Genomic DNA, 16,289 nt, shown 5'->3' on the forward strand with positions numbered 1-16,289 from the left:
ATGACAAACCCGGACATGATCGAAAACCGCACGTTCGACGAGATCAGCGTCGGCGACAGCGCCAGCCTCACCCGCCCGTTGACGGCGGATGATATCCAGCTGTTCGCCGCGCTTTCGGGCGATGTGAACCCGGCGCATATGGACCCGGCCTTTGCCGAAAGCGGCATGTTCCACCGGGTGATCGCGCATGGCATGTGGGGCGCGGGGCTGATTTCCGCCGTGCTGGGCACGGAATTGCCGGGGCCCGGCGCGATCTATCTGGGGCAATCGCTGAAGTTCACCCGGCCGGTGGGCATCGGCGACCAGATCACCGCCACCGTCACCGTCGTCAGCAAGGATGCGGTGCACAAGCGGCTGCTGCTGGATTGCCTGTGCGCCAACCAGCATGGCGAAGCGGTGATTTCCGGGCAAGCCGAAGTGAAGGCGCCTGTGCAGAAAATCTGCCGCCCGCGCGTGGAAGCGCCCGAAGTGCTGATCCACCGCCGTGATCGCTATGGCCAGCTGATCGAGGCGGCCGCGAAGGGCACGCCGGTTGCCACCGCCGTGGTGCATCCGTGCAGCGCCGATGCGCTCTCCGCCGCGCTGGAAGCGGCGGCCGAGGGGCTGATCCGGCCGATTCTTGTCGGCCCCGCCGCGAAGATCGCGTCGGTGGCGGCGGAGGCCGGGCTTGATCTGGACGGGTTCGAGATTGTCGATGCGGCGCACAGCCATGCCGCTGCTTCGGCAGCGGTGGAGATGATCCGCAGCGGCAAGGCGGTGCTGCTGATGAAAGGCTCTCTGCACACCGACGAGCTGATGGGTGCCGTGGTGAAAGCCGACACCGGGCTGCGCACCGAACGCCGGATCAGCCATTGTTATGTGATGGACGTGCCCAGCTATCCGCGCCCGCTGGTGATCACCGATGGCGCGATCAACATCGCCCCCACGCTGGACGACAAGGCGGATATCCTGCGCAACGCCATCGATCTGGCGCATGTGATCGGCGTGGCGGAGCCGCGCGTGGCGATCCTTGCTGCGGTGGAGACGGTGAACTCGAAGATGCAGACGACGCTGGATGCGGCCGCGCTGTGCAAGATGGCGGATCGCGGGCAGATCACAGGCGCGCTGCTGGATGGCCCGCTGGCGTTCGACAATGCCATCAGCGAGGCAGCGGCGACGGAAAAGGGCATCAACTCCCCCGTGGCGGGCAAGGCTGATATCCTGCTGGTGCCGGACCTTGAGGCGGGCAATATGGTGGCGAAGCAGCTGACTTTCCTGGCGGGGGCGGATGCAGCAGCCGTGGTGCTGGGCGCGCGGGTGCCGATTATCCTGACGAGCCGGGCCGACAGCAAGCGGACGCGCGTCGCCTCCGCCGCGCTGGCGGTGCTGCTGGCGCGCGCGGCGACCAAGGCCGCGCCGGGGCTGCCGCACTGATGGCGGACACCTTGCTCTGCCTGAACTCCGGTTCCTCCAGCCTGAAATTCGGCTTGTATGAACGCGACGACGGGCTGGCACTGCGGGCGCGCGGCAAGATCGAGAAGATCGGCATTGAGCCTTATCTGCTGGCGAAAAGCGCGGATGGCGAGGTGATCGCCGAGCGGCGCTGGGCCAAGGCGGAGGATATGAGCCATGAAAGCCTGCTGGCGGAATTGCTGGCGGGGATCGAGGCGCGCATCGGCCATGATCTGGTGGGCGTGGGGCATCGCGTGGTGCATGGCGGCGCGAACCATGCCGAGCCGGTGCGGGTGACGCAGGCGCTGCTGACGGAACTGGCGCGCTACAATCCGCTGGCACCACTGCACCAGCCGCACAATCTTTCCGCCATTCACGCGGTGGCCGCGCTGCGACCCGGCATCGCGCAGGTGGCGGTGTTCGACACCGCCTTCCACCAGACGCAGCCGCCGGTTGCGACCCGCATCGCCCTGCCCCGCCACATCATAGACGAAGGCGTGCGCCGCTATGGCTTCCACGGCATTTCCTATGAATATGTTGCGCAGCAATTGGGCGGCCTTGACCCTGCCCTGCTGGGCGGGCGGGTGATCGCCGCGCATCTGGGCAATGGGGCCAGCCTGTGCGCAATGCAGGCCGGGCGCAGCATCGACACCACCATGGGCTTCACCGCGCTGGACGGGCTGGTGATGGGCAGCCGCTGTGGCAATATCGATCCGGGCGTGCTGCTCTACCTGTTCCAGCAGGACGGCATGGACGCGGCGCGCGTCGAAAATCTGCTCTATCGCGAATCCGGGCTGCTTGGCGTTTCCGGCCTCTCCAGCGACATGCGCACCCTGTTCGACAGCGATGCGCCCGCCGCGAAAGAGGCGATTGAATTGTTCGTCTATCGCGTGGCGCGGGAAAGCGGCGCGCTGATCGCCTCGCTCGGCGGGCTGGACGGCATCGTCTTTACCGCGGGCATCGGCGAGAACAGCCCGGAGATCCGCAGCCTGATCTGCGCCCGGCTGTCCTTCCTTGGCATCGAACTGGACGAGGCTGCGAACCGCGCCAACGCTGCGGTCATCAGCACCCCCGCCAGCCGCATCGCCGTGCGGGTAATCCCCACCGACGAGGAGCGGATGATCGCCCTGCACACCGACGCATTGCTCACAAGGGAGGCGGCATGACCCGCAAGACCGGCCTGCTGATCCTGCTGCTGTTGGCCGTGCTGGCCGTGGGCGCGGCCGTCTGGTGGCGCTATGGCCGCGATCCCGGCCTGCCGCAGGGCTTCGCGCAGGGCAATGGCCGGATGGAGATGACGCGCACCGATATCGCGGTGAAATATCCCGGCCGCCTGCTGGAGATCCGCGTGCGCGAAGGCGATTCCGTGCGCGCGGGTGACATCATCGCCGTGCAGGATGAAACCGATGTGCGGGCGCAGTTGCAAGGCGCGAACGCCGCGCGGGAGCGCGCCTCTGCCGCCGTGGGCCGGGTGCAGGGCGAGGCACTGGCGCGCAGCGCGCAGGAAAAGGCCGCCGCCATCGACCTGCGCGAGACGGTGAAACTGTATGACCAGAAAATGGTGTCGCCGGTGGAGGTCGAGCAGCGGCGGGTGGCGCTGGAAGGCGCGCGCGGTGGAGTGGCCGCCGCGACCGGCGGGCTGGCGGAGGCGCGAACCACCATCGCGCAGGCCAATGCGCAGATCGCGCAACTGAACGCCGCGCTGAACGACCTGATCATCCGCGCGCCGACGCCGGGCCGGATCGAATATCGCATCGTCGAGCCGGGCACCGTGCTGCCCGCCGGTGGGCGCATCGTTTCGCTGATCAACCCGGAGGATGTGTTCCTGAATATCTTCCTGCCCGGCCCCGTCGCCAGCAAGCTGAAGATCGGCGACGAGGCGCGCATCCTGCCGCAAGGCTTTGCCGAGCCGGTTCCGGCGCGAATCAGCTTCGTCTCCCCCGAAGCGCAGTTCACGCCGCGCTTCGTCGAAACCCAGTCAGAGCGGGAGACGCTGTCATTCCGGGTGCGGCTGACGGTTCAGCCCGAGGTCGCGCGGCGTTTCGCGGGGCAGCTGAAGGCGGGGATGACGGCGGACGGCTATGTCCGCACCGATCCGTCGCTGGGCTGGCCGAAGCTTCCCGCCGGGCGCTGAGATGCCGGATTTCGCTGTCCGGCTGGCAGGCATTTCCCACCATTATGGCGCGGTGGCGGCCCTGCGCGATGTCAGCCTGACGCTGCCAGCCGGCGGCGCGGTGGCGCTGGTGGGGCCGGATGGCGTGGGCAAATCCAGCCTGCTGGGGCTGATTTCCGGCGTGAAGAAATTGCAGACGGGCCAGTTGCAGGTTCTGGGCCATGATCTGGCCGGAAAGCAGGGGCGCAACGAATTTCTCGCCCGCGTCGCCTATATGCCGCAGGGCTTGGGGCGGAACCTTTATCCAACCCTTAGCGTGACCGAGAATATCGACTTTTTCGGCCGCCTGTTCGGCCTCTCCGCCGCCGAGCGCGCCGCCCGCATCCATCGCCTGCTGGAGGCAACCGGCCTTGCCCCCTTCCCGGATCGCCCGGCCGGTAAGCTGTCCGGCGGGATGAAGCAGAAGCTCAGCCTCTGCTGCTCGCTCGTGCATGAGCCGGACCTGCTGATTCTGGACGAGCCGACCACCGGGGTCGATCCGCTGTCGCGGCGGCAATTCTGGGATCTGGTGGACAGCATGCGCGCCGAGCGGCCTTCGATGACGGTGCTGGTCTCCACCGCTTATATGGAGGAGGCGGAGCGCTTCGAGCATCTGGTGGCGATGGACGATGGCCGCATCATCGCCGACGGCACCACCGCCGACATTCTGGCCAGCGCCGGGGCCGATACGCTGGAAGATGCCTATATCCGCCTGCTGCCGCCGGAACGCCGTCCGCCGCCGGAGCGGCTGAAAATCGCGCCATGGGTGGATGATGGCGGCGAACCGGCGATGGAGGCGCATGATCTGGTGCGCCGCTTCGGCGAGTTCGTGGCGGTGGATCATGTGAGCTTCCGCATCGGCCGGGGGGAGATTTTCGGCTTCCTCGGCTCCAACGGCTGCGGCAAGACCACGACGATGAAGATGCTGACGGGGCTGCTGGATATCAGCAGCGGCACCGCCCTGCTGTTCGGCAAGCAGGTGACGCCCGGCGACATGAAAACGCGGATGCGCGTGGGTTATATGTCGCAGGCCTTCTCGCTCTATTCCGAACTCAGCGTGCGCGACAATCTGATGCTGCACGCCCGGCTGTATCGCGTGCCCGCGCGCGATGCGCCCGCGCTGGTGGAGCAGGCGCTGACCGAATTCAGCCTGACGCCGCAGGCCGATTCCATGCCGGATGATCTGCCGCTGGGTATTCGCCAGCGGCTGCAACTGGCCGCCGCCTGCCTGCACAAGCCGGAAATCCTGATTCTGGACGAGCCGACCTCCGGCGTGGACCCGGCCGCGCGCGACATGTTCTGGCGGCACCTCGTCCGCCTCTCGCGCGAGGAGAAGGTGACGATTTTCGTTTCCACCCACTTCATGAACGAGGCGGAGCGCTGCGACCGTATTTCGCTGATGCACCGGGGGCGGGTGTTGGCGATGGACGCGCCCGCGGCCATCGTGAAAGCGCAGGGCGCGGCCTCGCTGGAGGATGCGTTCATCAAGGTTCTGGAAGCCGAAACCGACAGCGACACCGCCCCGCCCGCCGCTGCGCCCGCCATGGCGGACTCCGCCGCCCGCCCTCTCTCAGGCGGTATCGGCAACTGGCTTGGCCACACATGGGCCTTCGCCCGGCGCGAGGCGACCGAGCTGATGCGCGACCGCACCCGCATCGCCTTTGCCCTGCTGGGGCCGGTGCTGCTGCTCAGCGTCTGCGCGCTCGCCATTTCATTCGACGTGCAGCATCTGCGCACCGGCATCCTCGACCATGACGGCACGGCGGCCAGCCGCGACCTTGTCCGCGCCTTCGAAGGCACCGCCACCTTCGATATCCGCCCGCCGCTGGATACGGCGGACGCCGGGTTCGAAGGGCTGCGCGACGGCAGCCTGCAATTGCTGATCGACATCCCGCCCGGCTTCGGCCGCGACCTCTCCGCAGGCCGCCACCCCGAAGTGGGGCTGTTCATCGACGGCAGCAGCCCCTTCCCCGCCTCCAGCGCGCGGGCCTATGCGCAGGGCATCTTGCAGGCGCATGCGCTGGCGATCGCCGCCAATGCCAATACCGGGGCCGGGGCCGCCACCGCCATGCCCGTCAATGCGGACCCGCGCTTCATCTACAATCAGGAATTCCGCAGCATCTACGCCATCGTGCCGGGGCTGCTGATGCTGATCCTGATCCTGATCCCCTCCATGCTGACGGCGCTGGGCATCGTGCGCGAAAAGGAGATCGGCTCCATCACCAATCTCTATGCCTCGCCCGCGGCGGTGGGGGCGTTCCTGCTGGGCAAGCAGGCGCCTTATGTGGCGGTGGCGATGCTGAGCTTCCTCATCCTGTTGCTGCTGACGACGCTGGTGCTGGGGGTGCCGATCACCGGTTCGCCCTTGGCGCTGCTGCTGGGCGGGCTGCTGTTCGTGCTGGCCTCCACCGGGCTGGGGCTGCTGATTTCCACCGCCGTCAATTCGCAGGTGGCGGCGATCTTCGCCACGGCGCTGATCAGCCTGATCCCCTCCATCAACTTCTCCGGCTTCCTCTACCCCGTCTCCACGCTGGAAGGGCCGAGCCATCTGATCGGGCTGGGCTTTCCGTCCTCGTGGTTCCAGATCATCAGCCTTGGCACCATCACCAAGGGGCTGGGGGTGGAGAGCTTCCTCAAGCCCTATCTGGTATTGGCGGGGTTCGGCTTCGGCTATTTCATGGTGGCGCGGCTGCTGCTGAGGAAGCAGGAGACATGAGGCGCTGGTGGCTGAACGTCTGGCTGCTGGTGGTGAAGGAGCTGCACAGCCTCCGGCGCGACAAGGTGATGATGTTCCTGATCATCTTCGCCTTTTCGGCCGCCATCGTGGTGGTGGCGCACGGGGTGAAGGCGGAAGTCTCCAACGCCTCTGTCGCCTTTATCGATCATGACCGGTCAGAACTGTCGCGCGCGCTGCGGCAGGCGATACGCCGTCCCTATTTCCAGCCGCCGGTGGATATCGCGCCCGGCGAGGTCGCGCCGCGCATGGACAGCGGGCATTTCATCTTCGTGATCGAGATTCCGCCGCGCTTCCAATCCGACCTGCTGGCCGGCCGCCAGCCCACGGTGCAGCTGCTGGTGGATGCCACCGCGATGACGCAGGCCGGGCTGGGGGCCTCCTATCTGCAGCAGATTTTCACCGACGAGATTCTGGGCTTCCTGCATATGCGCGGGCTGATGGCGGAGCTGCCCTACCGCATTTCGCCAAGAATTCTGTATAATCCCAATGCCTTGTCGCCATGGTATATGTCTGTCATGCAGAATGTGATGAACGTGACGGTGCTGTCCATCGTCCTCGTCGGCGCGGCCGTCATCCGCGAGCGCGAGCATGGCACCATCGAGCATCTGCTGGTGATGCCGGTGCGTGCCAGCCAGATCGCCTTTGCCAAGATATTGGCGAACGGCTTCGTCATCCTCGTGGCCGCGATGCTGTCCCTCATCGTGGTGGTGCATCTGCTGATGGGGGTGCCGCTGGCCGGATCGCTGCTGCTGTTCGGCTTCGCGCTGTTCCTCTACCTGTTTTCCGCCACTTCGCTCGGCATGTGGATGGCGACGATGACGAGCAGCATGCCGCAGTTCGGCATGTTCGCGGTGCCGGTTTATGTCACGCTCTACATGCTCTCCGGCGCGGCGACGCCCTTGGAAAGCATGCCGGGGCTGATGCAGCCGATCGCCACCACGCTGCCCAGCACGCAATTCGTGATTCTGGCCAAGGCCGTGCTCTATCGCGACGCCAACCTGCGGATGGTGCTGCCGCAACTGGCGATAATCGCCGTCTGGGGAGCCATCTTCATGGCGCTGGCGATCGGGCGCTTCCGGCAGATGCTGGCGAAACAGGGGTGAAACAGATGCAAGCCAACCGCCTGAACATGGCCGCGCTGCTGCTGCTGGGCGGCTGCGTGACCGCCCCGCCGCCCGGCGAACGCACGGTGCCTGTGGCGCCCCCGCAGACGTTCGAGGCCGCCGCTGCCAACACGGCCGCCGCCACCGATATCAGCCGCTGGTGGGCTGCGTGGCAGGATCCGGGGCTGAACGCCCTTGTGGAACAGGCGCTGGCCGCCAGCCCCGGCTTGCGCGAAGCCCGCGCCCGGGTGGAGGCCGCGCGCGCCACCGTCACCACCGCCGAATCCGCGCTCTATCCCACCATCGCGGCGGGCGGGGCAGCCTGGCATGCCGCGATGGACGGCAGGTTGAGCAGCACGGCGGGCGACCTGCTGGCCCCCTATGAGCGCGGCCGCAGCGGCACAGGCCATATCGTCGGGCTGGGCGCGACATGGGAGCCGGACATCTTCGGCGGCGCGCGCGCCAACATCTCCGCTGCCAGCGCCATGGTGCAGGTGCAGGAAAATGCCGAACGCGGCGCGCGGCTGACGCTGGTGGCCGACATCGTGGAGAATTATCAGCAGGCGCAGGGCATCCGCCGCAGGCAGGCGCTGCTCACCCGCAGCATCGCCGAGGCCGATCACCTGACCGCCTATGCCGCCGCACGGATGCGCGCGGGCCAAGCGACCGCCGCCGATATCAGCCGCGCGGAAAATGCCGCCGCCGCGCTGAAGGCGGAGCAGGGAATGCTCGACGCGCTGCTGGATGGCCGCAAGCGCCGCCTCGCCGTGCTGGCCGGGGCCACGCCGGAAACGCCGGTTCAACTGTCAGACCCGTCGCTGCCGCTGGTGCCCGCCGCGCCCACGGGGCAGCTTCCCTCGGACGTGCTGGCGCGCCGCCCCGATGTGCTGGCCAGCGCCGCCGTGGCCGATATCCGCGCCGCACAACTGAAACGCGCGCGGGCCGATCTGCTGCCGCGTTTCAGCGTCAATTTCGTGGGGCAGACAGGCCATATCGCGCTGGGCGGCCTGCCCGGCTTCAACGGACAAAGCGCGCTTCTGGGCCTTTCCGCATGGATTCCGCTGTTCACCGCCAACCGGCTGCAAGCGGGAGTGCGCGCCGGGGATGCCGAACTTCGCGCCGCGCTCGCCGCGCAGGATGCCGCCGTGTTGCAGGCGCTGGGCGATGTGGAAACGGCTTACGCCTTCCGCGCGGGCCTCGAGTCCCGGCTGGAAGGCCTGCGCGCCGCCAACGCCATCTCCAGCCGCCGCGCAGACGAGCAGGCGCGGCTCTACCGTTCCGGCCGGGTCCGCCTGTCGGACGTGATCGAGGCGCGCCTGCAGGTGTTGAAAGACGAGGACTCCGCCGAACAGGCCCGCATCGCGCAGGCCAGCGCCACCGTGCAACTCTATCGCGCGCTGGGCGGCGGCTGGTAAGATTGCCGCCACTGAACGGAGACACGCCATGGCCCACGCAACCGCCCACATCGCCGAAACCGCCTATCGCACCGAGATCAGCACCGGGCGGCACAGCCTGATCGCAGACGAACCCCCCGCGCTGGGCGGGCAAGGTGCCGGACCCGCCCCCTATGACCTGCTGCTCGCCAGCCTTGGCGCCTGCACCGCGATCACGCTGCGAATGTACGCCGAACGCAAAGGCTGGCCGCTGCAATCGCTGGATGTGAAGCTGAAACTCTCCGGCACGGAGGACCGGCGGATCGAACGGGTTCTGCTGATCAGCGGGCTGGACGACGCGCAGAAAGCCCGCCTCTCCGAAATCGCCGAACGCACGCCGGTGACGCTGACGCTGAAATCCGGGCTGCCGATCGAGACGATGCTGGGGTAATCCGGGGGAACAGTCCGCCTTCGGCGCGGACCTCGAAACCCCGCCTTAGCCCAAAGATGCCATGAACCGCGAGATCGCAGCCGCAAGACGCGGGCGGACGGCGTCGTGGAACAGCCAGTGACCGACGCCGGCCCATTCCTCATAATCCACCCGCGTGCCCGCGCTGGACAGCAGGCGGGCTGTTTTGCGGGAAACGGCGGCGGGGAGGATATGATCGTCGAGGCCGGTGATGACGAGGGTGGGCATTTTCAGCTTGCTGTAATCCACCCGGCTGCCTTTGTCCGGATCGAGGAAGGGGGCGGCCAGCTGGGCGAGGACGGGGCCGGAATCCCATGTGAGTTCGTTCAGCGCCGGGCGGATTTCCGCTTCCGGCACGCCGTTGAACACGCCGAAGCGCGCGCCTTCCTCGTCCAGCAAGGTGGGGGCGCTCCACCAGCCCCAGCGGCTGCTGATGCCCCATGTCGCGCGCAGGGTGGAGAGGCTGGTGGCCGACCCTGACGCCTGCATGGACGGCGCGGTAGAGAGCAGGATGAGGCCTTTAGGCTGCAGCCGTTCCGCCAGCAGCTGGGCGAGGATGCCGCCCATGCTGTGGCCCATGATGACGGGGGTTTCGCCCATGTCGGCCGCATCGCGTTCCAGCGCGGAAAGGTAGTTGGCGATGCGCAGACTGCCGAGCGGCGTGGGCGCGGGGCTGCCGGGCGGAACGTCATGGTGGGGCAGGGTGACGGCGGCGCTGCGGATCCCGGCCGGCTCCAGCTCCGCGCGGAGTTGCGCGAAGGTGGAGGGCCGGCTCCACATGCCGTGGATCATCAGGATCGGCGGCAGCGCCATGCCGCGCTTTACTGGACGACGCCGGCGGCCGCGAGGGCTGCAAGCGTGACGAGGTCGGTGGCGCCGGAGGTCATCGGCGCAATCTGCACCGATTTTTCCATGTTGACGAGCACCGGGCCGATCACCCGGCCGCGGCCCAGTTCCTTCAGCAGCTTGGCGGCAATATTGGCCGATTGCAGGCCCGGCGCGACCAGCACATTGGCCGGGCCGGTGAGGCGGTTGAAGGGATAGACATCGGCCAGCGAGCGGTTGAGCGCGACGTCCACCGACATTTCGCCTTCATATTCGAAGCCGGGGCGGAGATCGTCCAGGATGGAGACGGCCTCGTGCAGGGCACCCAGATAGGAGCCGGGCGGGTTGCCGAAGTTGGAGTAGGACAGGAACGCGACGCGCGGTTCCATTCCCAGCCGCCGCGCCGCGCCCGCCATCTTGATCGCGGTATCGGCCAGCTGCGCCCCGCCGGGGCGTTCGTTCACCGTGGTGTCGCCGATGAGGATGGTGTGGGAGCGGCCCGCGAAGATGTGGAAACCGAAGGGCTGGTGCCCCTTCACCGGATCGGTGGCGAGGCGCACCTGCGACAGCACCTGATGGAAGTGACGCGTGACGCCCGACACCATCGCGTCGGCCTCGCCCATTTCCAGCATCAGCGCGCCGAACACATTGCGTTCGTTGTTCACCATGCGCTGCACGTCGCGCTTCAGATAGCCCTGCCGTTGCAGCCGGGCATAGAGGCGCTCCACCATTTCCGGCACCAGCGGCGAATTGGCGCTGTTGTGCACGGGGTAGTTTTCCGGGTCCGTCACGCCGATGCGGCGGAAGCCTTCCTGAATCGGCTCTTCCCGGCCGATCAGCAGCGGCGTTCCATAGCCCTGCGTGCGGAAGGTCACGGCTGCGCGCAGCACGACTTCCTGCTCGCCTTCTGCGAACACCACGCGGCTGTCGCGAGCGCGGGCGGCTTCGAAGCTGGCGGCGAGCGCGGAGGAGGTGGGATTCAGCCGGGCGCGCAGTTCCAGCTTGTAGGCGTCCATATCGAAGATGGGTTTCTTCGCCACGCCCGAATCCATCGCGGCCTGCGCCACGGCGGCGGGCACGCGCTCGATCAGGCGCGGATCGAACGGGGCGGGAATGATGTAATCCGCGCCGAACACTGATTGGCACCATAGGCGGCGGCCACTTCATCCGGCACGGCTTCGCGCGCAAGCCCGGCGATAGCCTGTGCAGCGGCGACTTTCATTTCCTCGTTGATCTTGGTGGCGCGCACGTCCAGCGCGCCGCGGAAGATGAACGGGAAGCCGATCACATTGTTGACCTGATTGGGATAATCGGATCGGCCCGTGGCGATGATGGCATCCGGCCGGGCGGCCTTGGCCACTTCCGGGCGGATTTCCGGTTCCGGATTGGCCATGGCGAAGATGATCGGCTTGGGCGCCATCGCCAGCACGTCGTCGCCCGTCAGCACCTTGGCGGCGGAAAGGCCGAGGAACACGTCCGCGCCGACCAGCGCCTCTTTCAGCGTTCGCGCCTTGGTGGTGGAGGCGTGGGCGGATTTCCACTGGTCCATGCCCTTTTCGCGGCCCTGCCAGATCACGCCCTCGCGGTCGCACATGATCACATTGTCGTGGCGGACGCCCAGCGCCTTGATCAGTTCGGTGCAGGCGATGGCCGCCGCGCCCGCGCCGTTCACCACCACCTTCACGTCTTTCAGTTCGCGCCCCGTCACATAGGCCGCGTTGATGAGGCCGGCGGCGGTGATGATGGCGGTGCCGTGCTGATCGTCGTGGAAAACGGGGATGTTCATCCGCTCGCGCAGGGTCTGCTCGATGATGAAGCATTCGGGGGCCTTGATATCCTCAAGGTTGATGCCGCCGAAGCTGGGCTCCATCAGCTCCACCGCATCGATGAAGCGGTCCAGATCCTCTGTTTTCAATTCCAGATCGATGGAATCGACATCGGCGAAGCGCTTGAACAGCACCGCCTTGCCTTCCATAACCGGCTTGGAGGCGAGCGCCCCCAGATTGCCCATGCCCAGAATGGCGGTGCCGTTGGAAATCACCGCGACCAGATTGCCCTTGGCGGTGTAATCATAGGCGGTGGCGGGATCGTCCGCGATGGCCTGCACGGGGATCGCCACGCCCGGGGAATAGGCGAGGCTCAGGTCGCGCTGGGTCTCCATCGGCTTCGATGCGATGATCTCGATCTTGCCGGGGCGTCCCTTGGAATGGAACAGCAGGGCCTCCCGGTCAGAGAAAACCAGCCTCTCGTTGGTGTCGTCGCTCACTATGCTGTTCCGTCTCTCTTGTCTCGCGCGTCTCCACGGCTGATAGGCTCTCGGGATGACGGCGGCAATTGCCACACACACATATCAGCCAGCGGGCACACCGATGATGCAGCAGTATCTGGCGCTGAAGGCCGAAGTGCCCTCTGCGCTGCTGCTGTTCCGCATGGGCGATTTCTATGAGCTGTTCCTGACCGACGCCGGAGTCGCGGCGGCTGCGCTGGACATCGCGCTGACGCACCGGGGGGAGCATCTGGGCCAGCCGCTGCCGATGTGCGGCGTGCCGGTGCATGCGCATGAAGCCTATGTGGCGCGGCTGGTGAAGGCGGGCCATGCAGTCGCCATCGCCGAACAGACGGAGGATCCGGCCGAGGCGAAGAAGCGGGGTTCCAAATCCATCGTCAACCGCGCCATCGTGCGGGTGATCACGCCCGGCACGCTGACGGAGGAGCGGCTGCTGGACGGCCGCCGCGCCAACTGGCTGCTGAGCCTGTTTCCCAGCACGGACGAAGTGGGGCTGGCGTGGGCCGATATTTCCACCGGGGATTTGTGGCTGGGCACCGCCCGGCCATCCGCGCTGGCCGACGAAATCGCGCGAATCGCCCCCGCCGAAGTGCTGGCCCCGGAAGGGGCGGGCTATGCCGAGCTTCCGCGCGCGGCGTTCGACAGCGCGGCAGCGGAAAAGCGGCTGGCGGCGCGGCTGGGCGTTTCCACGCTTGCGGGGTTCGGGCAATTCCCGCGCGCGGCGCTGGCGGCGGCAGGCGGGCTGCTGACGCATATCGAGATGACGGCGCGCGGGCAGGCGGTGCTGCTGAAGCCGCCGCGCCTGCACCTGCCCGGCCGGGTGATGGCGATCGACGGGGCCACGCGCCGCAGCCTTGAACTGACGGACGGGCCGACCAGCCTGCTGTCCGCCATAGACCTGACTGTGACGGCGGGCGGCGGGCGGCTGCTGGCCGCCGAACTGGCCGCGCCGTTGGCCGACTTGCCCGCAATCGAGGACCGGCTGGATCTGGTGCAATGGTTTGCGGCGGATTCCGGCCTGCGCGACGAAGCGCGGGCGCTGCTGAAGGGCGCGCCGGACGCCGCGCGGGCGCTCGGGCGGATTGCGGCGGGGCGGGGAAGCCCGCGCGATCTGGCCGCGCTGCGCGATGGGCTGGTAGCGGCGCAGCGGCTGGGCGGGCTGCTGGATTCGGCCTCTGCCGGGGGTGCGCCGCCCGCGCTCGATCCGCTGCGCCATGGCTTGCAACCGCCCGCTGACCTGCTGGCGCTGCTGGAGGCGGCGCTGGTGGAAAGCCCACCGTTGCAACCGAATGACGGTGGGGTGATCGCGCACGGCTATGACGCCGCGCTGGACGAGTTGCGGCTGCTGGCTGCCGACAGCCGCGCCGCGATTGCCGCGCTGGAGGGTGATTTGCGCGCGCGCACCGGCGTGCAGACGTTGCGGGTGAAGCACAACAATGTGATCGGCTATCATGTGGAGGTCGCGCCGAAGGCTGCCGATCCGCTGATGGCGGACCCGTCCTTCTTCCACCGGCAGACGCTGGGCAACGCCATGCGCTTCGATACGGAGGCGCTGCGCGGGCTGGCCAGCCGCATCGCGCAGGCGCAGGCCCATGCGCTGGCGGCGGAAGCGGCGCATCTGGAAACGATGCGCGAGGGCGCATTGGCGGCGGCCACACAGATCGGCCGGGTGGCGGATTCGCTGGCCGCGCTGGACCGCGCTTCGGCGCTGGGCGAACTGGCGGCGCGCGAGGGGCTGGTCAGGCCCCGGCTGACGCAGGGCATGGATTTCCACATCGCCGCCGGGCGGCATCCGGTGGTGGAGGCGGCGCTCAGGCGCAAAGGCGAGGCCTTCGTGCCGAACGACTGCGCGCTGGAGGGTGCTGCGCGGGTGTGGCTGGTGACGGGGCCGAACATGGGCGGCAAATCCACCTTCCTCAGGCAGAATGCGCTGATCGCGGTGCTGGCGCAGGCGGGCAGTTTCGTGCCTGCGGCCGAAGCCACCATCGGCCTTGTCGACCGGCTCTACAGTCGCGTCGGCGCGTCGGACAGTCTGGCCGAGGGGCGTTCCACCTTCATGGTGGAAATGGTGGAGACCGCCGCCATCCTGAACGGCGCGACCGACCGATCGCTGCTACTGCTGGACGAAGTGGGGCGCGGCACCGCCACATGGGACGGGCTGGCGCTGGCCTGGGCAATTCTGGAATCCATCCATGATCGCATCGGCGCGCGGGCCTTGTTCGCCAGCCATTATCACGAGCTGGCGGCGCTGAAATCGCGGCTGGACGGCCTTGCACTGCGCACCATGAAAGCCCGGCAATGGCAGGGCGATCTCGTGTTTCTGCACGAAGTGGGCGAGGGCGCGGCCCCCGGCAGCTTCGGGCTGGACGTGGCGCGGCTGGCGGGCGTTCCCGCCGATGTGCTGGCGCGCGCGGGCGAAATCCTGCTGCGGCTGGAACAGGGCGATGCCGGGCGCGGCGCGAAAGAGGCGCTGTCCGACCTGCCACTGTTCGCAGCAGCCCCCGCCGCGCCGCCGCCCGCCGATGCGCTACGCGCGCGGCTGGCCGACATCCTGCCCGACAGCCTGACGCCGCGCGCCGCGCTGGACCTGCTTTACGAATTGAAGGCACTGGCCGATGATTAGCCCGATGCGTGCGTTTATCCTGTCCCTGTTGATCAGTTCCCCGGCGCTGGCCCAGTCCGCATGGACGGATGCCGCCGCGCGTGAAACGCTCGCCGCCGTGCAGGCCGCAGGTGCCGAAGGGCTGATCCCGGCCGATTACGCGCCGGAGAAGCTGGAGGCCGCGCTCGCTAGCGGAGACGCCGCCGCCATCGCCGCCGCCGCCGAGGCCAGCTGGATGGCGCTGGCGAAGGATTATGCCGCAGGCCGCACCCCCGAATCCGCGCGCGTCGGCTGGAAATCGCCGCCGCCCCGCTCAGACGCGGACTGGCTGAAAGCGAAGCTGGCGGCGGGCCTCGAATCCGGTGCACCCGGCGCGGCGCTGACGGCGCTGCTGCCAAGCCACCCCTGGTATGGCAAGCTGAAGGAAGGCCTGCCCGCCGCCACCGATCCAGCCGCCCGCGCCCGGCTGCGCGCCAATCTGGACCGCTGGCGCTGGATGCCGCGCCAGATGGGCGACCGTTACCTGATGGCCAACATCCCCTCCTTCGAGGTGGACCTGTGGGACGGCGGCAAGCCCGTCGCCCGCCACAAGATCATCGTCGGCAAAACCAGCACCCCCACGCCGCAATTCTCCGCAGTGGCCACCGCCGTGATCATCAACCCGGACTGGACTCTGCCGCAAAGCATCGTGAAGGAATCCGTCGGCTCCCTCATCCGCCGCAGCCCCGGGGCGGCCCGCGCACGCGGCTATCGCTGGACCAGCGGGCCGGACGGCCAGCTGAACGTCACCCAGCTGCCGGGCGCGAACAACTCACTGGGCACGCTGAAGATCGAAATGCCCAACCCCTACGCCATCTATTTCCACGACACCCCCGCCAAGCAATTGTTCGCCAAGCCGGTTCGCGCCTTCTCGCACGGCTGCATGCGCACCCAAGGCATATTGGGCCTCGCCCTGCGCCTGCTGGAAGACCAGCCCGACTGGACCGCCACCCGAATCGACGAAACCGCCGCCCACAACGAAACCGTCCGCGTGCCGCTGACCACGCAAATCCCCGTGCACGTCGCCTATTTCACCGTGTTGCCAGATCGCAACGGCGTGCTGGCCACCCACCCCGACATCTATGGCCGCGACGCGCCGGTGATCGCGGCACTTGGGGGGTAGTGGGGCGCGGGGGTTCTTGCCTCCGGCGGCCGGGCTCTGCCCGGACCCGGCAGGGAAATGATATCCCTGCACCCTCAAAATTGGCGCTGTGCCCAACCTCCAGCGCCGTGTGGGTAAACAGATTCAATTGCCTGCGGCGCTACGCGGC

Annotated in this window: 10 protein-coding genes and 1 pseudogene; 9 read left to right on the top strand and 2 right to left on the bottom strand. The window is 67.8% G+C overall.

All coding sequences use genetic code 11. The annotated features are described in order from the left end of the window. Genes FJQ54_RS07460 through FJQ54_RS07490 form a run of 7 tightly spaced genes read left to right on the top strand, consistent with a single transcriptional unit; the run spans nucleotide 1 to nucleotide 9,247 of the window. Entirely contained in the window at nucleotides 1-1,413 is a 1,413-nt protein-coding gene (locus FJQ54_RS07460; RefSeq protein ID WP_140927794.1) for a bifunctional enoyl-CoA hydratase/phosphate acetyltransferase, read from the top strand. Beyond that, the gene (locus FJQ54_RS07465) at nucleotides 1,413-2,597 is read left to right on the top strand and encodes an acetate/propionate family kinase (protein WP_140927795.1); all 1,185 of its coding nucleotides are present in this window, start codon (nucleotides 1,413-1,415) and stop codon (nucleotides 2,595-2,597) included. Before FJQ54_RS07460 ends, FJQ54_RS07465 begins: the two co-directional genes overlap by 1 nt. After that, nucleotides 2,594-3,565 (top strand): HlyD family secretion protein, encoded by a 972-nt coding sequence (locus FJQ54_RS07470; protein ID WP_140927796.1) that lies wholly within the window; start codon nucleotides 2,594-2,596, stop codon nucleotides 3,563-3,565. The genes FJQ54_RS07465 and FJQ54_RS07470 overlap by 4 nt, the downstream gene beginning before the upstream one ends. Next, nucleotides 3,513-6,299 carry a ribosome-associated ATPase/putative transporter RbbA gene (rbbA, locus tag FJQ54_RS07475; protein WP_235890354.1) on the top strand — a complete coding sequence of 929 codons (2,787 nt, stop codon included), beginning with the start codon at nucleotides 3,513-3,515 and terminating at the stop codon, nucleotides 6,297-6,299. Before FJQ54_RS07470 ends, rbbA begins: the two co-directional genes overlap by 53 nt. Further along, nucleotides 6,296-7,423 (top strand): ABC transporter permease, encoded by a 1,128-nt coding sequence (locus FJQ54_RS07480; protein ID WP_140927797.1) that lies wholly within the window; start codon nucleotides 6,296-6,298, stop codon nucleotides 7,421-7,423. Before rbbA ends, FJQ54_RS07480 begins: the two co-directional genes overlap by 4 nt. Before the next feature lie 5 nt (nucleotides 7,424-7,428). Then, on the top strand, nucleotides 7,429-8,838 hold the full coding sequence (locus FJQ54_RS07485; RefSeq protein ID WP_140927798.1) for an efflux transporter outer membrane subunit: 1,410 nt from the start codon (nucleotides 7,429-7,431) through the stop codon (nucleotides 8,836-8,838). Nucleotides 8,839-8,866: 28 nt separating this feature from the next. Further along, a complete protein-coding gene (locus FJQ54_RS07490) occupies nucleotides 8,867-9,247 on the top strand; it encodes an OsmC family protein (protein ID WP_140927799.1) in 381 nt (126 codons plus the stop codon). A gap of 45 nt (nucleotides 9,248-9,292) precedes the next feature. Here FJQ54_RS07490 and FJQ54_RS07495 read toward each other — a convergent pair whose 3' ends face one another. Both FJQ54_RS07495 and FJQ54_RS07500 read right to left on the bottom strand, forming a co-directional pair. Further along, nucleotides 9,293-10,078, bottom strand: a complete 786-nt coding sequence (locus tag FJQ54_RS07495; RefSeq protein ID WP_140927800.1) for an alpha/beta hydrolase — start codon at nucleotides 10,076-10,078, stop codon at nucleotides 9,293-9,295. Between the two features lie 8 nt (nucleotides 10,079-10,086). Next, nucleotides 10,087-12,356 (bottom strand): annotated as a pseudogene (locus tag FJQ54_RS07500) (NADP-dependent malic enzyme). A 103-nt stretch (nucleotides 12,357-12,459) separates the two neighbouring features. On the opposite strand from FJQ54_RS07500, the gene mutS reads away from it, so the two are divergent. Further along, a complete protein-coding gene (gene mutS, locus FJQ54_RS07505) occupies nucleotides 12,460-15,000 on the top strand; it encodes a DNA mismatch repair protein MutS (protein ID WP_140927801.1) in 2,541 nt (846 codons plus the stop codon). A 4-nt stretch (nucleotides 15,001-15,004) separates the two neighbouring features. Further along, nucleotides 15,005-16,141: a L,D-transpeptidase family protein gene (locus FJQ54_RS07510; RefSeq protein ID WP_181160033.1), complete on the top strand. Its 1,137-nt coding sequence runs from the start codon at nucleotides 15,005-15,007 to the stop codon at nucleotides 16,139-16,141. The last annotated feature ends 148 nt before the right edge of the window (nucleotides 16,142-16,289 follow it).

Origin of the sequence: Sandaracinobacter neustonicus, assembly GCF_006385875.1 — a bacterium.
Classification (GTDB): Bacteria; Pseudomonadota; Alphaproteobacteria; order Sphingomonadales; family Sphingomonadaceae; genus Sandaracinobacteroides; species Sandaracinobacteroides neustonicus.

Bases quoted from the DNA above. Each gene is read 5' to 3' on its own strand.
- FJQ54_RS07460 (WP_140927794.1), top strand. From the start codon at position 1: ATGACAAACCCGGACATGATCGAAAACCGCACGTTCGACGAGATCAGC.
- FJQ54_RS07470 (WP_140927796.1), top strand. From the start codon at position 2,594: ATGACCCGCAAGACCGGCCTGCTGATCCTGCTGCTGTTGGCCGTGCTG.
- FJQ54_RS07465 (WP_140927795.1), top strand. From the start codon at position 1,413: ATGGCGGACACCTTGCTCTGCCTGAACTCCGGTTCCTCCAGCCTGAAA.
- mutS (WP_140927801.1), top strand. From the start codon at position 12,460: ATGATGCAGCAGTATCTGGCGCTGAAGGCCGAAGTGCCCTCTGCGCTG.
- FJQ54_RS07490 (WP_140927799.1), top strand. From the start codon at position 8,867: ATGGCCCACGCAACCGCCCACATCGCCGAAACCGCCTATCGCACCGAG.
- FJQ54_RS07485 (WP_140927798.1), top strand. From the start codon at position 7,429: ATGCAAGCCAACCGCCTGAACATGGCCGCGCTGCTGCTGCTGGGCGGC.
- FJQ54_RS07510 (WP_181160033.1), top strand. From the start codon at position 15,005: ATGCGTGCGTTTATCCTGTCCCTGTTGATCAGTTCCCCGGCGCTGGCC.
- FJQ54_RS07495 (WP_140927800.1), bottom strand. From the start codon at position 10,078: ATGGCGCTGCCGCCGATCCTGATGATCCACGGCATGTGGAGCCGGCCC.
- FJQ54_RS07480 (WP_140927797.1), top strand. From the start codon at position 6,296: ATGAGGCGCTGGTGGCTGAACGTCTGGCTGCTGGTGGTGAAGGAGCTG.
- rbbA (WP_235890354.1), top strand. From the start codon at position 3,513: ATGTCCGCACCGATCCGTCGCTGGGCTGGCCGAAGCTTCCCGCCGGGC.